Raw genomic sequence first — 22,692 nt, forward strand, 5'->3', positions numbered from 1 at the left:
AGTAAAAGTTAGAGTGAAATATGTCATTTTTGTGTCTTGCATTTATTTTGAAAAATTATATAATTAGGCTGTAAAAGATATATATTTGATTATACGTTCTAAAAGCGTACTATTCATTTTAACCTCAAAAAAGTAGAGGTGTTGTTATGAGTTTTTATGATTTTATGTTAGATTTTTTAGGCGATGATACACCTCTTGGGACGTTGGCTGCACATCTTGAAGAAGATCCCTCTTACCCTAGAGAGCTAATTCAGCCAGAAGATATTTTAGTTTACTTTAATCAACTTCATACTGTAGATAATGAATTGATTGAAACAGTGAAACGTGCAATTCAATTATATGGGGCAAAATAACTTTATATATGATTTAATAATGAAAGCATGTCAAAGCTGTGTCTACAGTCGAATATGACACGGAAAAGCCTGTTTAGGTTTTATCCGTGTTTTGTTTTACAATTAAAAGGCAGTCTTAATTTGAAGATGACATTGCATTTCATGTAAGGAGGAATAATATGTCAGAACAACTACTGAATCATAAAATTCAAAATCAATGGCTACGTGTTATCGGCATCGTGTTGATTGCCTCAACGCTACGTGCGCCGCTCACGTCTGTTGGACCCGTCATTGACCTAATAAAGCAAGATTTACATATTAATAACGGTATAGCAGGACTGATAACGACCATCCCGCTTATCATCTTCGGTATTGTGTCACCATTTGTGGCACGTATTCTTTCCCGTATTTCAATGTCAAGGCTCCTATTACTGACACTAATTTTGACAGTCATCTCATTAGTTGTGAGAGTTTCTGGTGGCGTGAACGCTTTTTTCATTGGGACGCTCTTTTTAGGAATTGCTATTGCTTTAGCGAATGTGACTTTACCCGCATACGCAAAAGCATCTTTTCCATTACAAATCGGCCTCATTACGGGAATTTATAGTGCAACAATGAATTTTACCGCTGGATTGGGAGGTGGGCTGAGTTTTCCACTTGCTTCTCTTTCGCCCTTGTCTTATCGCCTCTCACTCTCTTTTTGGATTATTTTTGCAATACTGGCAGTCATCGTTTGGCTTCCGCAACTCAAACGAAATCCGCATGTCTCTACGCAAACAAATCATGGATTAAAAAAGCCAATTTATCGCTCCAAAATGGCTTGGGCAGTCGCTTTGACGATGGCGTTTCAATCGATGATGTTTTACAGTATTGTCGCATGGTATCCTTCTATTTTAGTGAGTAAAGGGATTGCACCGGAGACGGCGGGCTACTTTCTGATGTTGAATCAATTTGCACAACTACCGATGACCTTTGTGTTTCCAATTATCGCTGCTAAAATGTCGACACAGAGAAGTCTCGTTATCATTATTACATGCCTGATGGGCTTAGGATTTAGTTTATTATTGAGTCAGCAAGTGGTGGTATTGCTCATTGCGATGATATTGACAGGGATGGGCATTGGCGCATGTTTTAGTTTATGTATGACACTCTTTTCAATTCGTTCGCGCACAACAGCTGGAAGTACGATGTTGTCAGGATTTGGGCAATCTATAGGCTATTGGGTCGCAGCTTTAGGCCCTTTTATTTTAGGCGTAGCGCATGATCACTTTCACGGTTGGACCATCGCGATTATATTATTTTTTGTGATGGTCGTCGGTGTCTTCGCTGCCGGGATGTATGCCACACAAAATGCATATATTGAAGATCTATGAAGAAAAAAGGAACGCCACTAAGAAATCTATCCATTGAAAGAAGATTTTATGTGCACGTTCCTTTTTATATACGATGAGAATTTCACAACATATCTGACTGGCGTGTTGCTTTATTTTTAATAATTTTAATGAGTTTCATGACCCCTTGTGGTAATGTCGTTTGGTATGACGTATGTTCAAAGTGATGTAATTGAATATGAAATAAAAGATGATTCGTCATATGAATAGAAGAGACAAAATGTCTTGGGACGTAATAATCTTGCGTTTGCACATGCATGATGTGGTCTAAGTTGCTATAAGTGGGGTGGTAAGTATATTCAACCACAAAATGACGATGCAATTGGTTTGTACCATATAAAACAAAAGAAACATTTTTGAGCGCTTGATCTGCATGAAATAACAAAATTTCATATGCATACGCTGTTTCATGGACGAGATAGGTAGATGTTCGAACACTAAACGTATGGCTAAAAGGTTGCAATAAATTAAAAACATGTTGAATGGCATTACGATGACCGAAACGATTATAAAAGCCATTATTTAGGCTGTCATTGGAAATCAGTGGTAAGCATAACGCATCTACATTCAGCCAAAGTTTAAGAAGTTGCTCTTCACGTGGCATGGCATGTTGTTTCGCGGTGAAGAGTTGTGGAACTGATTTGATGATCATTGGTGTCTGCGCAAGTTGATATTCTTGTCGCAATGTTTGTATCACTTGTGCAAATTTTGACTCGAATTGCGTATGTAAATCAAGGTGATACATATAAGTTTGGTTGAGTTGTAAAGCATCCAACATATAATAATCAAAAACGATACGTTGTTGAAGTAATAACTTTAATTGCGCTTTTTTACTTGGTGTTAAAGGTAGCGCAATATCAAGTGTGAACTGACTATCAGGATGTAAAGCTTTCACTTTTTCAATGATAGTTTGAATTTCATGAACAGATAGAGATTCATGGTCCAATATGATATTGAGCTTGAATTTGTACTGATTAAAATCATTAGGTTGCTGTTCTATGATACGCGTTAACGGATAATAGAATTGATTTTTAAATATTTCATAGGCTTGTAGCGAATGGATTCGATATGCCATTTTATAACCGTATTCACATAGCAATTGGCTGAGTAATTCAATATGATGTGTATGTTCAAAATGAAATGTTTCAAAATCTGATGGATTAAAGGACAGTTGAATGGCATGTGCATGATGATGAGCCTCTAATTGATTTTGACTACCAAATATTTGACTGATGTCGTCTAAGTTGACGATTTCAAGTAATACTTCTTTCTTTTCAATCCATTGAGGTGGTGTGAGTTGATCTAAAAATATGTCCACCTTGTGTGGTGAGGGAATCGTGCTGGATTTTCTCAAATGTGTATCAAAATATTGTATATCGAAAGGGACAACCGTAACTTGATAACTTCTTTTCTGACTTTGTTTTCGAAATTCTATCGGACTGATACCTACAAAACGCTTAAACTGTTTAGAATAATGGTTGTAGTTTGTAAAACTGTATTGTGTTGCAATTTGATTAATCGAATCATGCGATGTGGCTAAGTTGTACATAGACAGTGCGATTTTCATTGAAGCATAGTATTTTTTAAAATTATAATCTAAGTATTTGCCAAAAAGTATAGACACATAGGATTGAGAAACAAAGAAATGTTCACTTAACTCTTGTAACGATAGACGATATTTGGCGTGTTGATGAACATAATCAATCATATTATTAAATAAAATACTATTCACGTGTATATGCGGGATATAAATTCGACCCAATTCAATGAATGTTTCATTGTAGAGTAACTTAATTAAAGTATGAATATTTTCATAGTACATGTCACTATTTTCTTCAACGATGAGATGCTTTATGATTTCTTTAATTTTATTATGAGAAGAGAGTTTATTAAGATTAAAATAACCTAGGAAATAATCAGCATTAAATTCAGAAAAATATTGTAGAGGCACTGTCAATTTGACGATGGCTTGTGCTTGGGTCACTTTGACTAAGTCGTTGTGATTTACGATGGCAATTTGATGATGAAAGTGAGTCACTTTACCGTTGAGCTCGAGTGTCAGAACGCCTTCAAACGAAACAAATAATTCTACATGATTAAAAACACGATAAGCAGAAGACGTATATTGTTTCATTAGTTCAATATTAATGCCTTGCATAGTTGACCTCTTTCAAGTTTCTCAAGTTCTGAGAAACTAGTTGATAAATATACATCATTATAAAAATATCGATTCCTTTTCTACAATAATATTGTGCACATTGTATAAGGAATGACGCATATTAGAAAATAACGGCATAATCAATGTGTCATAAGTGTTAAAGAAATGGAATAAAGTTAAATTAAATGCTTAAGTAAGTTAAAAATTTTGCATATATTTGCAGAAAGTCATGTAAGTAGTGGTATATGAATCTTAAACAAGGTGTGGTAAAAAAGTCTTACTTTGTTTATATGGGGCTAAAAAATTAGTTGAAGTATGATGGTGCAGAGAAAAATGAGTTAAAGAATAAAGTGATAATCAAAGATGGGCTTGAGAAGATGTAGCAAAAGCATTTTCTCAAGCCCATCTTTGATACAGAGGATAGGTAAGTCCTATAAGGATAAATGGTTATGGAATTATGTCAGAGCTTGTCGTTGCGCCATAAAAATGTAAACATGACTACGACGAGAATAATTGAAATCACAATAATAATAATCCATGAAAGTGCACTTTCGGTATTAATAGGTAAAGGTACATTCATACCGAAAAAACTAAATACTAGCGTAGGTAAAGTGAGCAAAACGGTAAAAATAGTCAATGTTTTCATAGTAGTATTTAGTTGGTTTGACAACAAGGACGCATATGAATTAGACATACTTTCAACAATACGTAAATATAATTCAGTCGTTTCAACCGCTTGTTGGTGCTCATTTTGTAAGTCTTCTAACAATTCTTCATCATCGTCAAAGCGTTTAATGGCAGGTAAACGAAATAGAGTTCGAATCGTAGAAGAATTGGTTTTAAGTGATCCTAAAAAGTAAACTAAACTTTTTTCAATGTCACTTAATAAATAAAGACGCTGATTTGTTACCCGTTGTTGCAAGTTATATTCAACTTGGCGGAGCTCTTTATTTAATAAGCGCAAGCCTCTATTGTATTGCGCAGTCATATCGTACATTAATTTTAAAGCAAATTGGCTTTTGTATTTTAAGTTAATAGGTTTTTTGACGATGTGGTCAAAATAATGAAAAGGTTTCGCACAAACCGTAACAATAATGTTTTTACCGATGATAATCCCTAACGGTAATGTCATGAAACTTTTTAATTTATGCTTTCCAGTTTCAGTAATAGGTAAGTCGCTGATTATTAAAGAGTAGCCACTATCATCATCATATTCAATACGTGAACTTTCTTCACTATCTAATGCATCTTCCAAAAAATCTTGTGGAAAACCATATGTTTTAATGAGTTGTTGTAATTCATCTTGTGTCGGTTTGACAACATTTAGCCATTGCGCTTGTTGCCATTCTTCTGTTTCTAGGACATGCAAATTTGCATCATTGTAGTACGCTTTAATCATAGCGAATCACCTTCTTCGTTCTCTTATTTCAAATGCTGTATATCTTTGTAGCCTTGTCTATAAGACGCAAAACCTTCCATAATCGCATACCAATCATCACCTTGCTCGGCTTTGATTCGATTAAATAGGTCATTTTGTGCTTGGTTGAGTTCTTCTATGAGCGCTTTCCCTTCTTCAGTTGGAAACAAACATTTTAAACGGCGATCAGTCAAATTAGGGCGCTCAAAGATGAGACCCTTTTCTTTCAATAATTTTAAAGTGGCATGTGAGCCTTGTTTAGAAATTTCAAGATTTTCTAATAATTTTTTCGTTGTAATACCTGGAAGTTTATTAATAAAAAATAGAAATCGATGATGCTGTCGGCTCATACCATATTCAGCAATGATATCATCAGCCGTTTTTGTAAATGTTTGATAAGCATAATAAAACAGAAGTAAAGCGTAATCATTATTTTGTGTCATTTTCGGACTTCCTTTTCTAAAAACTCTTCTATATTATAGTAAAGATTTCGCCATCTGTCATCGTCATAGCGAATGAGTTAGGAGATAATTTTTAAATAATAAAATGATTGGCTTAACTATAAATTTTGAAGGGAAATGAATGAGATGAAAAAACTGTAATAGTCGTATTCATGTTCGGATTGAAATCTCATAAAGGATATAGTAAGATTTGAAGACTGTTGTTTGCGTGCGGAGGTGGAAAGCAACGATAGAGAGACAACTAAAATAGTAAAGAATATGTAGTCAATGTTAAGAAGATAATGTAACATAAATAAAGAAAAAAGTGGGTTATGTCTTGAAAAAAGTCGCAGAAATAGAAATGTTAAGGCAGAATTAATAAAACCTTAACATTAAATTTACAATTATAAGAGATAATCAAGATGAATCATACGACAATGATGTGTATATGAACAGAAATTTAATACTGAGGTGAAAGAATGGAAATGTCGGTAACTGAAGTCATCTTTTCTTTTTTAGGTGGCCTAGGTATTTTCCTTTATGGTTTAAAAGTAATGGGGGACGGTTTACAAGCAGCAGCAGGAGATCGATTGCGAAATATATTAAATAAATTTACCGCCAATCCAGTACTGGGTGTATTAGCCGGTATGATTGTTACGATCTTAATACAAAGTAGTTCTGGGACAACTGTCATAACAATAGGGCTTGTGACTGCGGGGTTCATGACTTTAAAACAAGCGATTGGTGTCATTATGGGCGCCAATATTGGAACCACTGTGACTGCTTTTATTATTGGGATTGATTTAGGAGAATATGCAATGCCAATCTTGGCGTTGGGGGCATTTCTTATTTTCTTCTTTAAGCGTTCCAATATTAATAATGTTGGACGAATATTATTTGGATTTGGCTCACTCTTTTTTGGCTTAGAGTTCATGGGAGATGCGGTTAAGCCACTTGCCCAATTAGAAGGGTTTAGACAAATCATTTTAGATATGTCATCGCATCCGGTGTACGGTATTTTAGCCGGCGTAGGTTTAACTGCGTTAGTCCAAAGTTCGAGTGCAACAATTGGGATACTGCAAGAATTTTACAGTCAAGGTTTAGTTGACTTGAAAGGTGCAATTCCAGTTTTACTAGGAGACAATATTGGAACAACGATTACTGCAGTGTTAGCAAGTTTAGCGGGTTCATTAGCAGCTAAGCGGGCGGCATTTGTGCATGTTATTTTTAATGTCATTGGTGTGATTATCTTCGCGCTATTTTTACCGGTTGTAACGCATTTGATAGGGATGTTACAAGAAGCATGGCACCTTAAACCAGCAATGGCCATTGCGTTTGCACACGGTGCATTTAATGTAACGAATACAGTTATTCAACTTCCATTTGTGGGTGCGCTCGCTTGGCTTGTGACTAAGATTGTACCAGGTAAAGACATTACAGAAGATTATAAACCTCAACATCTTAATAAAGATTTAGTTTACCATGCGCCTGGTGTCGCGTTACAAGAGACTCAAAAAGAACTACAAAACATTGGGCATATTGTTCAATCTATGTTAGACGATGTTCGTCATCCTGCGACGATGGATAAGAAAATGATTAAAACAGTACAACAGAAACATCAAGCAGTGATTACCATTAGCGACAGTATTCGAAATTACTTGGTGCGCATTTCTACAAAAAATATTAATAAAAGTGATGTTGAACGTCTTGCAGTGATGTTTGATGTCAATCGCTCGATTGTGAAAGTTTCTGAACTGACAGAATCATACATTGCGCAAATCGAAAGACAAAAAAGTAAAAATATTATTTTAACTGAAGATGCTGAACGAGGGATTGAAAAATTATTTAATTTTGTTGATGAGTCCTTCCACAAAGCAATTGATACTTTAAACGTCTATGATACGACTAAAAAAGATGAAGTGGTCGAGCGTAGTAGAGAAGCATTTAACATTGAACATAAATTAAGAAAAGGTCATATTAAAAGATTGAACAGAGGTGAATGTTCGACTGATGGTGGCTTGCTATATGTTGATATTATTGCGATTCTTGAACGAATTGGCTATAACTCTAGAAATATCACTGAAGCGATGGTGGGCTTGAACAATGATGTACCGACCGAAGAAGAAATCGCGACAGTTTAAGTCAATCATCTCACACTGAAAAGATTGATTATAAAAGTCGGAAAGGAACGATGTTATCTCGTTGCTTTTCGGCTTTTTACATTTCTAGTGGATTGATTAAATATAAATTGCATTAAAACGATTATCAAATACAGATGACGTCATTATTTTGACAAATCAGTGACAAAAATACGGTTCAAGTCTAAATACATTGTATTCATATATAAGTTTGATAAAATCTTATAGGATGAGCTATGGAGGCAAGAAAGTATTGGGTATTGGCTAAAAGTTGTCGTCATCCAAGCGATACAACTTGTTAATGCACTTCACAAATGAGGGAAGTGATGTGAAACCATGTCTTAAATTCTACATTTTATAATCACTTGAGGGGGTGTTAAATTGCGTACGTTTAATAAATTATGGGCAGCCACACTCATTGCTTTTATCATGATGATTTGTGTGAGTATACCATTCAATCAAGTCTCTGCACATGCGACTTTAGAAAAACAACAACCCGTAGAGAATGAAGTCGTACAATCGAAACCAGAAGCGATTCAACTTGAGTTCAACGAGCCTGTTCATACGCAATATACTAAAGTCAAAATTTATAATGACAAGGGCAAAGAAGTAGGTGTATTGAAACCTAAAGAGCAAGAGGATTCAAAAAAAGTGACTTTTGATACGTCAAAAGTTGAACATGGCACATATGCCGTTCACTGGGAGACAGTCTCATTAGATGGTCATGAGATAAGAGGACAGTATAATTTTTCTGTCGGGGAAAAAACAGCTAATACTATAGAAACAGCGAAACCTTTTTACACGGATGCTTTTTTCTGGTTAGGCTTAGTGCGATTTGTTTTACAAGCTGTGTTACTTATTTTTACGGGCTTATATATGATTAATGTTCTCATGAAACGTCAAGATGTACCTACGTATGATATTATTCCACGTCATCGCAGTGCGATTTTATTATTGATTATGGTTGCTTTTACAACGAGTATCGTTTATTTAATGACTTTACCGAAAGATGCCATTCATTCAATATTGACGCTTGATTTCCGCGTTTGGATGCAATTTCCATTTGTTTTATCAATGGTCAGTTTAATTATTGTGTTAATCCTATTTTCATTACGGCGAATGGAGTCTATATGGTATAAAGTTATGCCGCTCTTTTTGATGTTAAGTCTTGCAATTTCAGGTCATGCATGGGCGCAAGCGGTGCCATTTTATTCTATCATTTTACGGACGTTACACTTAATGGGAATTGCCATCTGGCTAGGCAGTTTTGCATATTTAATCGCCTACACGTCGGCTAAACACAAGCATTCTTACATTTTAATAATAAAAGATGTGTTGTTAAAAGCAAATGTGACTGCAGTAATTATCGTTATACTGACAGGCATTTTAATGTCTATTGATGCCACATCATTAAAAGCGATTGTTACCCAACCTACGTTATATAGTAGTTTATGGTTTATGAAAGTGGTATTCACCATCATTATGATGATTTTAGGTGGTTTACAAACATATAAAGCGATGCAAAAGCGACGTCGTGTGAATCGATCACTGTTATATCTTGAATTCGCCTTAGGTATTTGTTTGATTTTAGCGGGCGTCATCATGAGTCAAATCGAAATTCCATTATAATTGAAAGGATCAATATATATGAAAATTACAAAGTTTTTATTGAGTGCTGTGTCATTTCTTGTGTTATTAAGTATGACATCTGTAGCAGATGCTCACGTAACGCTTAATCCAAAAGTGAGTGAACCCGGTTCATACGAAGAATATCAAGTCAGAGTTCCAGTTGAACGTGATAAAAATACAGTAAAACTTGAAATAGAAGTTCCTGAAGGTGTAACTTTATCTACAGTAGAGCCTGTCCCTGGATTTAAACATGAATTTAAAGAAGACAAGTCTGGAAAAATTACTAAAATCACATGGAAAGCAACAGATAAAGGAATTGGCAAACACGAACATATGGACTTTCCAATTGTAGTCGCTAATCCAGAAAAAGAAGGTCAATTCAAATGGAAAGCCATTCAAACATATAAAGATGGTAAAACAGTGAAATGGACAAGTGATGATGAAAAAAGTGAAACGCCTGCACCTACAACAGAAGTGAAAAAAAGTGAACCTGTTAAAGCTGATCACCATGATGACACGAAATCATCACATACATCACCATTTGTATGGATTATTTCTATCTTAGCACTCATTATTTCAATTGTAGCGCTCTTTAAACGCAAAAACTTTACGAAATCTGACAACGAATAAGTATTGACATCGTCTTTCGAGGTTACGATAATCGAAAGTGTGAAGCTGAGTGAAGTGCGGTTGGTTATGGCCCTCATATGAAAATTTGAATAAGCTAGAAATGAAAAATTCAGCCGTGTTTAATGGCGTTACGGTGTGAAATAAGATGGAGTGTGAAAAGGATGAAACGTATATTATACGCATTTATGACCTATACAATGTTAGGATTGTTCAGTGGTTTTACATATAGAGAACTCACTGTGCATTATGGATTCACAGGTTCAACACAAATGAGTGTCATGCATACGCATTTGTTAACGTTAGGGATGTTTATGTTTTTAATGTTGATACCTATTGAAAAGCTTTTTAAACTTAGCAGCTATTATTTATTTAATTGGTATTTCATTATTTATAATATCGGCGTCATTGTGACAGTAACAATGCAATTTTTAAAAGGTTTTAAACAAATTGCACGCCAACCGATACCAGATTCGTTTGCTGGTTTTGCAGGTATTGGTCACGTGACGATTACAGTCGGCTTCATTTTGCTATTCTTTTTATTGAGACAGGCCATTATTACAGAGCCTAGAGAGGGAGAACCGTTAACACGAAAACATCGAAAACGCGCAAATCAAGAGCAAAATGAGAAATAAGTCATCAACTGAGGATGAACGACTGCGAGGTCATGAGTTAGCGCGAATTTTATAGCGCTACAATTTAATTCAAGTTTTCTTATATTCAAGTATCGTGATAGAGCGGTGGCGACATCTTTCATTAGATGTAGTGCCACCGCTTTTTTGATAGGGTGTCCTGTTTTATGATGTAATGGGAAAGTGTAAAAACATACCGCCAGAATGAGGTTCGGTTGATTTGAATCCAAACTGTTTGTAAAGTTCATCAGCCGGATAATCAGCGATAAGACTGACATAAGTCCCAGGTAAACGAACGGAATCAATATAATTCATAATATGTGTCATGACAGTTTTACCATATCCTTGTCCCTGATAGTCTGGATGGACAGCAATATCAATAATTTGGAAAGTTGTGCCACCATCACCGATAACACGACCTAAACCGATAAGTCGGTCAGCATCATAAAGCGTTACGGTAAAACAAGCCCCTTTTAAGCCCCGTTGTGCGGCACTTCTAGACTTTTCACTTAAACCGCAAACTTTTCTCAAATTACAATAATCATCCACTTTAGGAATTGTAAATTGAACATCAATTGTCATAATGCCCCTCCTTTCGTGCACATTAAAATACATATATTTCTAATCATACAGCACATTCCCTTTTTGTAACAAAAGGGAGCAGGACAGAAATCTATTTGATTTCGTTGTCCTGCCCCGGCAAAGATGAGTAGGGCTATTCGAGCTAGAAAAGCGAAGAAGAGACCAGTCATCGAATGTTGTGATTTTTCTAATGAACAAATAGGGAATCTACACTGTCTCTTTATCCATTATTTTTTTACATCCGCAACAGTTGCGTTTGTGCGTTGACGTAAATCTGCCTCTATTTGTTCTAAGCTACGTCCGCGTGTTTCTGGTAAAAATTTAACAACAAAGAAGAGTGCAATCACACCGATAACCGCAAAAATTAAAAATACTTCTTGAATTTCAAGTACTTCCGTTAGAAGTGGGAATAGCTGTGCTACGAGTAAGCTACCAATTGAAAGAACAAGCGCCGCAATACCTGTTGCTGCACCACGTGCACGCATTGGGAATAATTCTGGAAGCATAACCCATAAAATAGGTCCCCAAGAAATACCGAAGAAAATAATGAATGTAGTCAAACAAATCATCATAATCCATGCTGCACTGTTCACACCCATAATCCAAATAAGGATACTCATAATTAATAATGAAGCCACCATACCAATGTTACCGATAACGAGCAGTTTTTTACGATCGACTTTATCAATAATGAATATCGCAACAATCGTAACTAATACGTTGACAACACCAATACCAACTGTACTTAAAATTGCGGTAGAGTCACCCAATCCTGCTTTCGCAAAAATTTTAGGTGCATAGTAAATAATCGCATTAATACCAATCAATTGTTGTAACAATGCAAATACACTACCAATAATAATAGTAGATAACAGCCATGGAGATTTTAAAACAGTCCATGTACTGTCTGAGATAGCATTGATTTTTTTCATGTTTTCAATTTCACCGTCAATTTCAGAAGCGGGATATGTTAATTTCATTACATCTCTTGCTGCTTTTTCGCCACGTTTTTCTAATAACCAACGCGGACTTTCTGGCATGAAGATGACACCAATCATTAATATTAATGAAGGAACGACAGCAAGACCAAGCATCCAACGCCAACCTTCAATAGGTGCAAAAGCATAATTGACAAGATAAGAAGATAAAATACCAATAGTAATCATAAGTTGGTTTAAAGAACTTAAAGAACCCCGAGCTTCTGTTGGCGCGAGTTCAGAAAGATAAACAGGCACAATCGCTGTAGAACCCCCAACGGCAAATCCAATTACTAAACGTCCAATTACGAGCACTTCCATCGATGGTGCTGAAGCTAGGATGAGTGCACCAATAATAAAGACGATAGAAATAATAAAAACCAGACGACGACGTCCAAGCTTTTCTGAGAGTGGGCCACTAAAACCCGAACCAAATATTGCGCCAACAAGCATAGATGAAACTACTAATCCTTCAGTGAAAGGATTTAAATGAATATCATTCTTTAAATAAAGGAGTGCTCCAGAAATAACACCCATATCATAACCATATAAGAGTCCACCGAGTGCGCCGATGAAGAAAATAAGCTTTTTATTAATTTTCATTTTGTAACCTCCCGTACTTTTATGCAATACAAGTATACGCTTTCATAAGATATTAGTAAATTGTAAATATTGAATTTATGAGAATAAAATAATTTATATTAATTATCAACAATTGAAAATTTAGGAGAAGGCAACAAAATTTTTATGGGTCATTTTAAGTAGGGAATGATGATAAAAAGGGAAGTTTTGAGTTCGTTGGGGTATGGATTAAAACATTAATGGGTTGGAACAGAAATCAAATCGATTTCTTGGATCCAACCCATTAATGTAGCATCAAGCAATTGCTAATGTAGTTTGCTTTTTATTTTCATTACAACATTTTAGTTGTTTGCATCAGGACGTAGATCTACAACAATGCGCCCGATAAAATCATGATTTTGTACACAATCTAAACCGTCTTGGAGTTGTTCAAAAGGAATCACATTTTTTACATCATGCAAATAACGTGGTTTTAAATCTTTTGATAGACGACGCCATAAGTGTTGTCTACGTTTCATAGGGAATGAAACAGAATCAACACCGATGAGACGGATACCACGTAAAATAAATGGAAATACAGTACTTGAGAAAGTATTACCGCTAACGTTTCCGCTTAAAGCAACAGCACCATGTGGATGGATACGTTTTAAAACTTCAGATACAGTTTCGCCACCTACAGGGTCAATCGCTGCTTGCCATTGCGTGTGTGTCAGTGCTTTTTCAGTCACGTCTTCCACTCTAGAAATAACTTCTCTCGCACCTAATTCTAAAAGTTTTTCGTGGTAATCTTTGTGGCCAGAACTTGCAACGACCTTGTAACCAATTTCGTTCAACATCATTACAGCCATTGAGCCTACACCACCAGTTGCACCACGAACAAGTACTGGACCGTTAGTTGAAGTGATTTTGTTATCTTCTAACAACTGTATTGACAGTGCAGCTGTAAAACCGGCAGTCCCGATAATCATCGCTTCTTCAAGCGTTAAATCATCAGGGAGATGAACAAGCCAATCGCCACTCACACGTGCAACTTCACTAAATCCACCGTAATGAGAAACACCTAAGTCATAGCCAGTTGCAATAACTTTATCTCCTTCTTTAAATGATGGGTGTTCAGATTCCATCACTACACCAGCTAAATCAATACCCGGTATCATTGGGTATTTTCGTATGATTTTGTTGTGAGCACGTGTGGCTAACATATCTTTAAAATTGATACTTGAATAATGCACACGAATTGTCACATCACCGTCAGGTAAATGGTCTAGTGTTATTTCTTTAAAATCTCCTACGAATTGATCCTCGTGTTGATCAACAAGAAATGCTCTGAAAGCTTGAGCCATGGTTCTAATCCTCCTCAGTTTTTATCCGTACACACTTTACCAAAAAGTCAATCAAATAACAATAAAGTTGCTCTTTTTAAAATAATGATAACTTTATTATGTTTTATTAAAAATACGAACAAAAAATAAAGGAATATTCAGTACTATAAAAATAGATATCAAGAAACAATTGTAGAAATAATTTAGAAAAAATTTAACAAAAAAAGTGTTTGTCGTTTAAAATAATAGTGTATAAAAAAGTGATAGACGATTTTATACTATAGAATAGAATTTGGAGGGAAACATCATGAAAAAGGTACTTGCTAGTTTGTTTGCATTATCAATTGTTTTAGCCGCATGTTCAAATGATGAGGATAAAGAACCGAAGAAAGATGACCATGCTAAGCAAGAGCAGTCTACTAAACAGGACAAAAATGATCACAAAGAACAAGCATCATCCAAATCAAAAGATGAATCCACTTCATCTGATCAAGCTAAAACGTCAAAATCAGATGCCAATAATCAAAATAATGATCAGCAATCAGAAATGAACAACCAAAACACAGAAGGCAAGCAGCAACAAGGACAGCAAAATGATCAAAGCTCAGGTACACAAGCCAATGGACAAGCTTCAAATCAACAACAACAAGATAACAGCCAAAATGAACAAACATCTCAAACAAAATCGCAATATGTAGCTCCTTACCAAGGTGAAAATGTTGTACCAGTCGCTCAAAATATTGCGAGAGAAAAAGTCAATCGTCAACAAGCACTTCAAAACTTACCGAACTTCCAAGTCGCATTAGATTCAGCACGTCAAGAAGTCAGTCAATTGAATGGTCAACAGAATCCATATAATGACTATGCATTACAAGGTGCTGCTGGGCAATACAGTTACTTATTTAGTTTTATTAACCAATCACAGCCTGGCACATATGTCATTGTAACAGTGGATCATACAGGTGCTGCAAAAATTATTGACCCAGCATACCGTCAATAATAGGGCTATTTTGCAAACAATGTGATACTAATATTTAAAAGTTTAATAGCAAATTTAATGAAATCCTTACATTTAGCGATTATACCTCTTGGTGCATCGCATAAAAATTAAATGTAAGGATTTTTTGTCGATTGGAAAATACAGTTCGAATTTATAAGTTAATCGTGCGATTTAAACTCGTTCACGATGTCAAATACACTTGAAGTGCAAAGCTGGTATCGAAAATATACCATTGCAATTGTATAACACAACTTATATAATCTTAAATAAATCGTCATTTATATTACAAATTTCATTTTAAATTTTTAGCATGCAGTTCAAAACATCTGTTTTTGATTTTTAAGAATTTTCATATACATATTGAATTGCGGCCTTTAGAATGTTATATTTTATGTGAAAACAATCACATGTTTTGGCATGACGATTGCATATAAAAATAAATATTGAAGGTAGATGAAAAGAGATGTTAGTAGAGAGTTATGATCCATTTCACAATCTTGCAATTTCTGCATTAATTGCAAGTATCCCGATCATTTTATTCCTGTTATGTTTAACAGTCTTTAAAATGAAAGGAATCTACGCAGCTGTGACAACACTTGTTGTGACACTTGTGATCGCATTATTCATATTCAAATTGCCAGTGGGTGTTGCTTCTGGTGGTATCGTAGAAGGTTTTTACCAAGGTATCTTACCGATTGGCTTCATTGTTATTATGGCAGTTTGGCTTTATAAAGTTATTGTTGAAAGTGGACAATTTTCAGTTGTTCAAGACAGTATTACTACGGTTTCTGAAGACCAACGTATCCAATTATTACTCATCGGTTTTGCATTTAACGCATTTTTAGAAGGTGTTGCAGGATTCGGTGTACCTATCGCTATCTGTGCGGTATTGTTAATTCAATTAGGATTTAAGCCATTACAAGCGGCGATGCTTTGTTTAGTTGCAAACGGTGCAGCTGGTGCTTATGGTGCCATCGGTTTACCGGTTTCTGTTATTGATACACTAGCATTACATGGTCACATTTCTGCTTTACAAGTATCACAAGCATTAAATCTAAGCTTACCTATTTTAAGTATCATTGTTCCTTTTATGTTGATCTTTATTTTAGATGGTATGAAAGGTATCAAAGAAACATTACCAGCGATTATTGTTACTGTTGTTCCGTTCGTTGTGTTACAAATCATATTTAACCAATTTTTTGGACCAGAGTTAGTGGATATTATTCCACCACTTGCATCAATGGCAGCTTTAGCTTTATTTTCTAAGAAATTCCAACCGAAAAATATTTTCCGTTTGAATAAAGATGAACAAAAATTAGAAGTGCCACATCACTCAGCAAAAGAAATCATTTTTGCTTGGAGTCCATTTATTATCTTAACAGCATTAGTACTTGTTTGGAGTTCTAAATCATTCAAAGGTTTATTTGCTGAAGGTGGCGCATTGTCATTCTTCAACTTACAATTTGGCATTCCAGGTACTAACAATGACGTTTCAGGTCATCCAATAATGTTGACTTTCAACATTATCAACCAAACTGGAACAGCATTATTGTTAGCGGGTATCATTACAATCTTGCTTTCGAAAAAAGTCAATTTCAAACGTGCAGGTGCATTACTTGGCGAAGCGTTTAAAGAATTATGGTTACCTATTTTAACGATTTGTTTCATTCTTGCCATTGCTAAAATTACAACATACGGTGGTTTAACAAATGCAATGGGTGAAGGTATTTCAAAAACAGGTAAAGTCTTCCCATTCTTGTCACCAATTTTAGGTTGGATTGGCGTATTTATGACAGGATCAGTAACAAACAACAACGCATTGTTTGCACCTATCCAAGCTTCTGTAGCACCACAAGTTGGCACAAGCGGGGCATTACTCGTTGGTGCGAATACGGCAGGGGGTGCGATTGGTAAATTGATTTCACCACAATCAATCGCCATTGCAACAGCAGCAGTTAAACAAGTAGGTAAAGAATCTGAACTATTAAAAATGACTTTAAAATATAGTGTAGGATTATTAATATTCTGGTGTATCTGGACATTTATCCTATCTCTTTTATTAAGTTAAGTTTTAATCAATTCAGCGCTGAGATGAAAATCTCAGCGTTTTTTTTATACTTAGAAAAGGGGAGAATGAAAAGTTAAAATGTAAATGAATAATGTGAGCCATGCCTACAAGTCGTTATTATTAGACCTAATATACAAATATTGATTACTTGGGTGGGTTTATTAAAAATTTTTTAAACAAATATTAATGGAGATAATAGGGCTTTTTATGCACATGCACATATCGGTGTGGCAATGGAAAACGTTCATTTACTATAACAAAATATTAATTTAACAATAGTATTTGTATATAGGTAAAAAACAGATAAATAAAATAATAGAGCAAGCATCTCATGAAGTGAGGAAAATCACAACATGGGATGTTTTTAATTTTGGTGTTCAATGTCACTAATACAAGTATATTGTAGAAAACAATAATACATTATATTTTAGTATACATTTAAAATTAATTTAGATATTTCATCATGATTAATATAAAGATAACATAGGATTTTTTATGTCTAATAAGTACAAAGTGTCAAATAAGAGTAGAGCAATTTAAATATAACTAGACAAAATTGTCAATACAATATGTAATGACATTGTAAGTATTTACAAAAATAAAAAGGTTGTTCAATATTTGTTTTAATAGTAGGTTAAGAATAGAAATTTAATTTTCATTATCTTTAATTTAATAAGATAACCCTTATTAAATTGAGATAAATAATTAGGAGGTTTTAGTTCGATGAAAAAATCTAAGAAACTTGATTTTTTACCTAATATAAACAATAAGTATTCTATACGTAAGTTTACAGTAGGTACAGCTTCTATCTTATTAGGTGTCACATTGATATTTGGTGCTTCTAACGATGAAGCGAAAGCAGCTGAAAAAGAAGGCTCAATTGAAAACGTAGAAAGCAATCCCACATCTAATGAAGGCATAAATGACCAAAATTTAAATCGTGAGGAAACACCTGAGACTGTTAAGGAAGATAACGCTGATATTGAAGTTACAACTAAAAACACAAATGAAGATCAATCAAATTCAACTCAAGAGAAAAATGATACAAATGAAAACACTCCAGAATTAACATCAGAACCTACTACGAAACCAACAGACAATAAAAAAACAGAAACTGAAACAACTTCGAATGAAGCATTGGAAGAAAATTCTACTAGTGACAACCCATCAACATTAACAGAAGAGAATACAACAAACAAAGCAAATGAAGAAAATGTAGAGTCTACTGCAAAAACAGAGTCAGACAACAATGAGAAGACAGAAGCAACAACTTCATCAAATAAAGAGCAATTAGCACCTAAAGAAGAATCTTTAGAGCATAAAAATACTGAGAATTCAGAAGAAGTTGTATTACCTAATGATGTGACAGCTAAAGTGGATGGAGACGGAAAAGTAATTGAAGCTAAAGATGTTAACAATAATACTTCAACTTTATCTCCTGATATTAACCGTGTAACTAATAAAGAAACTGCAATCGATTACTATGCAAAGACAGCAAACATTTCGGCAACAGAAGCAGAAAAAGTAATTAGTGATTTAAACATAAATGCAAATGAATTAACAGCACAAGAATTACAATTCGCATTAATAAATGCATTAGCAAATCAACAAAATGCAAATTCACCAGTGGCAACGGCATTTCGTGCTGCGCCAACTGCAGCTAATAGACAAGCAACTAATTTAGCTGCAGCAACACCAACTGCATTATCAATAGGTTCTACAGAAATTATTGAAGCAGATGCAATTAAAAATGGTTATATTAATTCTTCTACAGATGCAACGAATGCTAAAAATACACTGTCAGGTAAAGCATGGATTGTTGATAAAGGTACACCTTCAACAACATCTAATGGGCTAACAGCTGTCCCTGAGGGTACAAAAGTGTATATGCAATGGATTGATAAAGATGGTTCTGTATCGCCAGCATATGTCGCAAGTACAACAAATAAACTTGATTCTTCTGAAGGATCACAAGTTGGTCCTGGTGCTTATGCTTTTGATTTGAGAGATGCATGGGTAGACGCAGCTGGTAAAGAACATAAGTATAGCGCAGTTTCGGGTCAATATTATCGATTATGGATTGAAGATTTCCAAACAGCAAATGGTAATACAGCTTCGATGATTCGTCAAGCTGGTGGATTTTTCCCTGGCGCTTATGTTAATTCTGTATCAAATTCAAATATAGGGCAGTTTCCACTAATTGGAACAAATATGCAACGTACTGGTGTTTTCATGGGAATACAACCAACTGGAGGTTATATAACAAAAGATCGAGCAGAATGGCAACATGATGATAAGGGACCATTAAATAATCCTTCAGTCTCTACAAATGCTAAAAATACTGTCTCAGGTAAAGTATGGCTTGAGACCGGATCTGGTGATTATGCAAACTCTGCTACTGGACCTAATGATAACGCTAATGATCCACAAGCAGAAGGCTATACAGTAGTAATGTCATCTTTAACAAGTGAAGGTGCACAAGCTTATAAAGCACAAGTTGAAAATTTGGCTGAAAGTGAAAGAGCTGAGGCAGCTAAAACTTTATTAACAGATCATCCAGAGTACATTTCTGCAACAGTTTATGGGGAAACGGATAAAGACGGTAGATATACATTAAGATTCCCTGAAACTACTTTAAATTCAGATTATCTATATGGTTATGTAACAGATAAAGAAGGGAATATTGTTAAGACGTATTCTTCATATACAAGTCCAGAATTTAGAAAACCAAATAGTAATTTGTCATGGGCGCCTCAGTCAGCACCAGCACAAAACCCGGTTCAAAATCCAATGTGGTACAATGTGAACTTTGCAGTAGTGCCAAATACAGATATTAATTTGAATATTATTGACTTCAATAATACTGATAAACCAGCTATTCCTGGTGACACAGTGAATATTGATTTAACAGGCGGACAATTATCACCTCTTCCAACACATATTGAATGGAAAGATAAAAACGGTAATATTGTACAAAAATCTGAAGATATTACTTCATTAACTGATGGAGAACAAAAGGGTGTATTTGTGGTTCCTGAAACTGCAGTAGATGGCGATGTCTATACTGCATACTTAGTAGCAGGTGGAAACAATGTTGCGGCAGATTCATTCATTGTTAAAATTACTGATGAACGTACTTATGAACCAGAAAGTAATGGTGTAACAAAAGACTACGGTACAGCTGTTACTACTGAGGATGTGATCGGCTCAGTAACAGTACCGAATTATCCAGAAGATAAAGGGGACTACACTGTAGCGGTAGACGACCCAACACAATTACCAGATGGAAGTCAGTCAGGAACAACTGACGTCGGCGTAACAGTGACGTACCCAGATGGAACAACGGATCACATTACAGTGCCAGTCACAATTGGAGAGCAAGCAGATAATGATGCGTATGAACCAGAAAGTAATGGTGTAACGAAAGATCACGGTACAGGTGTGACAGCAGAAGATGTAATTGGCTCAGTAACAGTGCCGAATTATCCAGAGGATAAAGGAGATTACACAGTTACAGTAGATAACCCAGATCAATTACCAGATGGAAGTCAAACAGGCAGAACAGATGTAGGCGTAACAGTGACATATCCAGATGGAACAACGGATCACATTACAGTACCAGTCACAATACTAGAAAAGGTTCACAGCCAGAATAAAGCAAGTGAAAATAAAGAACAAAATACGAATAAAGACAATCAAAAATCTTTACCTGATACAGGTGGAAATAATAGTAATGCTACATTATTTGGAACATTATTTGCAGGATTAGGATCTCTACTATTCGTTGGACGTAGAAAACGCAATAAAGATCAATAAGTAAAGTGATTGTTAAAAATTGAAGGGGCTTGCCCCCTTCAATTAACTTATAACTTCTGAAATAATTGTAACTTTGTAATTATAAAACAAAGCCATTCAAAGATTAAACAAATATCTTTGAATGGCTTTTATTATGAGTTTATATTGTGCGACTGAACGACGGTATCTATAGTATCTATAAATTGTTGATATATGGCTTCTGGTTGGTAGTTGTCTACAGTTTTATAACCATTTTGTATAATCGGTTTAAGGTATTTAGAGCTATCATATTCCATGATTTCTAATATTTGCATTGCCAATTGTGAAGGTTGGTGGTGTGGAACCAAAAACCCATTTCGACCGTGATTTATGATTGATTCGGGTCCGGTGTTGCCATCAAAACTAATCACGATACTCCCCTGATTCATCGCTTCCAAAATGGTCATGCCAAACCCTTCGTTGCGTGATGGTATGCAAGTGATCTTACTTTCAGCAATATAGGTACTTAAGTGTTGCGTTGTTGGACGTAAAAAGATTAAATCTTGTATACGTAAAAAATTGATTTGTTGTTGTAAGGCTTCTTTTTCACTACCATCACCAAAAATTGAAACAGTGTAACCAAAGTCTCTTAAGTCATCTTGAATTTCAAAAATGGCTTGTATTAATAGATCGAATCCTTTTTCATATTCAAATCGACCTGCGGCAATAATTTGTCGCTTTTTCATAATATGATGGCGCTTTTCATCAATCATATTAGTAACGACAAAAATTGGAATATCCAAGTATTCAGCATAGCGTTTTTTATCTTGAACCGTTAAAGTTGTCACTGCGCTGAGTTGTGGATAATAGGTCAGAATTTCATCTTTAAATTCAGGAGAATGGGCATCTAAGTTCATATGTTCCATTCCTATTGTTACTTGGTGAGGATTACCAAATCGAGCAATTAATATGTTATGGCTTGCACGCGTGCCGACAAAAATATCTGAATGATCATTTTGAATGGCATGGATGATTTTTTTCTCAATATAACTTGAATATTGACGATAACCGGGCTCGTATTTGGATAAATATTTTGGTTTTAATAACGGTGTAAATTTACGAATTCGGTTGGCAGCGAGTGGCATCAAGTGACGTATTCTGAGTTGATAATGGATGAGAGGCTTGACGATGACACGTGAGTCAAGATCGAAATAGGGTTTATCTTTAGATTTGAAAATAGAAATAATTGTCACTTGGTGTCCTTGACGAACGAGTTGATTCGCGAGGTTTGTAATTGTTTTTACTGTACCGCCAACTGCATAAATGTTATGCATTAAAAAAGTGATAGACTTCATGTCGCATCCCTCAATTGCTAGCTTTTTATATATTATATCATTCTTAAAATCATTAGTGTTAGAGAAGTGATAATTTTATTCGGAATATTTGAAAATTTATATATACATAAAAATGTTAATTTGTTTGAAACTAAAAATAGTAGTATTAAAAATTCACAATTTTAATCGCTAACGCTTTTTTCTTCTATGATTAAGGTATATAATTGAAGTAATAATCATCATGATGGGTGTACTTTTAGGCACATTTATCAAACAATTTTGAAAGATT

At 35.0% G+C, this 22,692-nt stretch carries 16 protein-coding genes; 9 read left to right on the forward strand and 7 right to left on the reverse strand.

Features of this window, described 5'->3' with window-relative positions; all coding sequences use genetic code 11:
- The first annotated feature begins 146 nt into the window (after positions 1-146).
- On the forward strand, positions 147-353 hold the full coding sequence (locus KM149_RS02615; protein WP_165545220.1) for a YozE family protein: 207 nt from the start codon (positions 147-149) through the stop codon (positions 351-353).
- 158 nt (positions 354-511) lie between these two features.
- Positions 512-1,705: a CynX/NimT family MFS transporter gene (locus KM149_RS02620; RefSeq protein WP_214971201.1), complete on the forward strand. Its 1,194-nt coding sequence runs from the start codon at positions 512-514 to the stop codon at positions 1,703-1,705.
- Between the two features lie 82 nt (positions 1,706-1,787).
- Here the strand turns inward: KM149_RS02620 and KM149_RS02625 are convergent, their stop codons facing one another.
- From KM149_RS02625 to KM149_RS02635, 3 genes are all read right to left on the reverse strand, one after another.
- Positions 1,788-3,881, reverse strand: a complete 2,094-nt coding sequence (locus tag KM149_RS02625) for a helix-turn-helix transcriptional regulator (RefSeq protein WP_214971199.1) — start codon at positions 3,879-3,881, stop codon at positions 1,788-1,790.
- Positions 3,882-4,341: 460 nt separating this feature from the next.
- Positions 4,342-5,280 carry a magnesium transporter CorA family protein gene (locus KM149_RS02630; protein ID WP_050330046.1) on the reverse strand — a complete coding sequence of 313 codons (939 nt, stop codon included), beginning with the start codon at positions 5,278-5,280 and terminating at the stop codon, positions 4,342-4,344.
- A 23-nt stretch (positions 5,281-5,303) separates the two neighbouring features.
- Complete coding sequence (locus KM149_RS02635; RefSeq protein WP_214971196.1) at positions 5,304-5,741, reverse strand: MarR family winged helix-turn-helix transcriptional regulator; 438 nt, start codon at positions 5,739-5,741, stop codon at positions 5,304-5,306.
- Between the two features lie 482 nt (positions 5,742-6,223).
- Between KM149_RS02635 and KM149_RS02640 the strand changes: the two genes are divergently transcribed.
- The 4 genes from KM149_RS02640 (at position 6,224) to KM149_RS02655 (ending at position 10,767) form a co-directional block, all read left to right on the forward strand.
- Complete coding sequence (locus tag KM149_RS02640; protein ID WP_214971326.1) at positions 6,224-7,879, forward strand: Na/Pi cotransporter family protein; 1,656 nt, start codon at positions 6,224-6,226, stop codon at positions 7,877-7,879.
- 378 nt (positions 7,880-8,257) lie between these two features.
- Positions 8,258-9,505 carry a copper resistance CopC/CopD family protein gene (locus tag KM149_RS02645; protein WP_214971193.1) on the forward strand — a complete coding sequence of 416 codons (1,248 nt, stop codon included), beginning with the start codon at positions 8,258-8,260 and terminating at the stop codon, positions 9,503-9,505.
- Between the two features lie 18 nt (positions 9,506-9,523).
- The gene (locus KM149_RS02650) at positions 9,524-10,135 is read left to right on the forward strand and encodes a YcnI family protein (RefSeq protein ID WP_050330053.1); all 612 of its coding nucleotides are present in this window, start codon (positions 9,524-9,526) and stop codon (positions 10,133-10,135) included.
- A gap of 161 nt (positions 10,136-10,296) precedes the next feature.
- A complete protein-coding gene (locus KM149_RS02655) occupies positions 10,297-10,767 on the forward strand; it encodes a DUF2871 domain-containing protein (RefSeq protein ID WP_214971190.1) in 471 nt (156 codons plus the stop codon).
- A gap of 162 nt (positions 10,768-10,929) precedes the next feature.
- Here KM149_RS02655 and KM149_RS02660 read toward each other — a convergent pair whose 3' ends face one another.
- The 3 genes from KM149_RS02660 to KM149_RS02670 form a co-directional block, all read right to left on the reverse strand.
- Positions 10,930-11,346, reverse strand: coding sequence for a GNAT family N-acetyltransferase (locus KM149_RS02660; RefSeq protein ID WP_060829459.1), 417 nt, complete (start codon positions 11,344-11,346; stop codon positions 10,930-10,932).
- 227 nt (positions 11,347-11,573) lie between these two features.
- Positions 11,574-12,926: a glucose transporter GlcP gene (gene glcP / locus KM149_RS02665; RefSeq protein ID WP_016426217.1), complete on the reverse strand. Its 1,353-nt coding sequence runs from the start codon at positions 12,924-12,926 to the stop codon at positions 11,574-11,576.
- Positions 12,927-13,246: 320 nt separating this feature from the next.
- Positions 13,247-14,248 (reverse strand): acrylyl-CoA reductase family protein, encoded by a 1,002-nt coding sequence (locus KM149_RS02670; protein ID WP_050330060.1) that lies wholly within the window; start codon positions 14,246-14,248, stop codon positions 13,247-13,249.
- A 286-nt stretch (positions 14,249-14,534) separates the two neighbouring features.
- Between KM149_RS02670 and KM149_RS02675 the strand changes: the two genes are divergently transcribed.
- From KM149_RS02675 to KM149_RS02685, 3 genes are all read left to right on the forward strand, one after another.
- Entirely contained in the window at positions 14,535-15,227 is a 693-nt protein-coding gene (locus KM149_RS02675; RefSeq protein ID WP_182281049.1) for a hypothetical protein, read from the forward strand.
- A gap of 463 nt (positions 15,228-15,690) precedes the next feature.
- Positions 15,691-17,295 (forward strand): L-lactate permease, encoded by a 1,605-nt coding sequence (locus KM149_RS02680; protein ID WP_214971182.1) that lies wholly within the window; start codon positions 15,691-15,693, stop codon positions 17,293-17,295.
- A 723-nt stretch (positions 17,296-18,018) separates the two neighbouring features.
- On the forward strand, positions 18,019-21,111 hold the full coding sequence (locus tag KM149_RS02685; RefSeq protein ID WP_241415506.1) for a Rib/alpha-like domain-containing protein: 3,093 nt from the start codon (positions 18,019-18,021) through the stop codon (positions 21,109-21,111).
- A 131-nt stretch (positions 21,112-21,242) separates the two neighbouring features.
- On the opposite strand, the gene KM149_RS02690 is transcribed toward KM149_RS02685, so the two are convergent.
- A complete protein-coding gene (locus KM149_RS02690) occupies positions 21,243-22,424 on the reverse strand; it encodes a glycosyltransferase family 4 protein (protein WP_241415507.1) in 1,182 nt (393 codons plus the stop codon).
- Between the last annotated feature and the right edge of the window lie 268 nt (positions 22,425-22,692).

Source organism: Staphylococcus coagulans (genome assembly GCF_022557135.1).
Classification (GTDB): domain Bacteria; phylum Bacillota; class Bacilli; order Staphylococcales; family Staphylococcaceae; genus Staphylococcus; species Staphylococcus coagulans.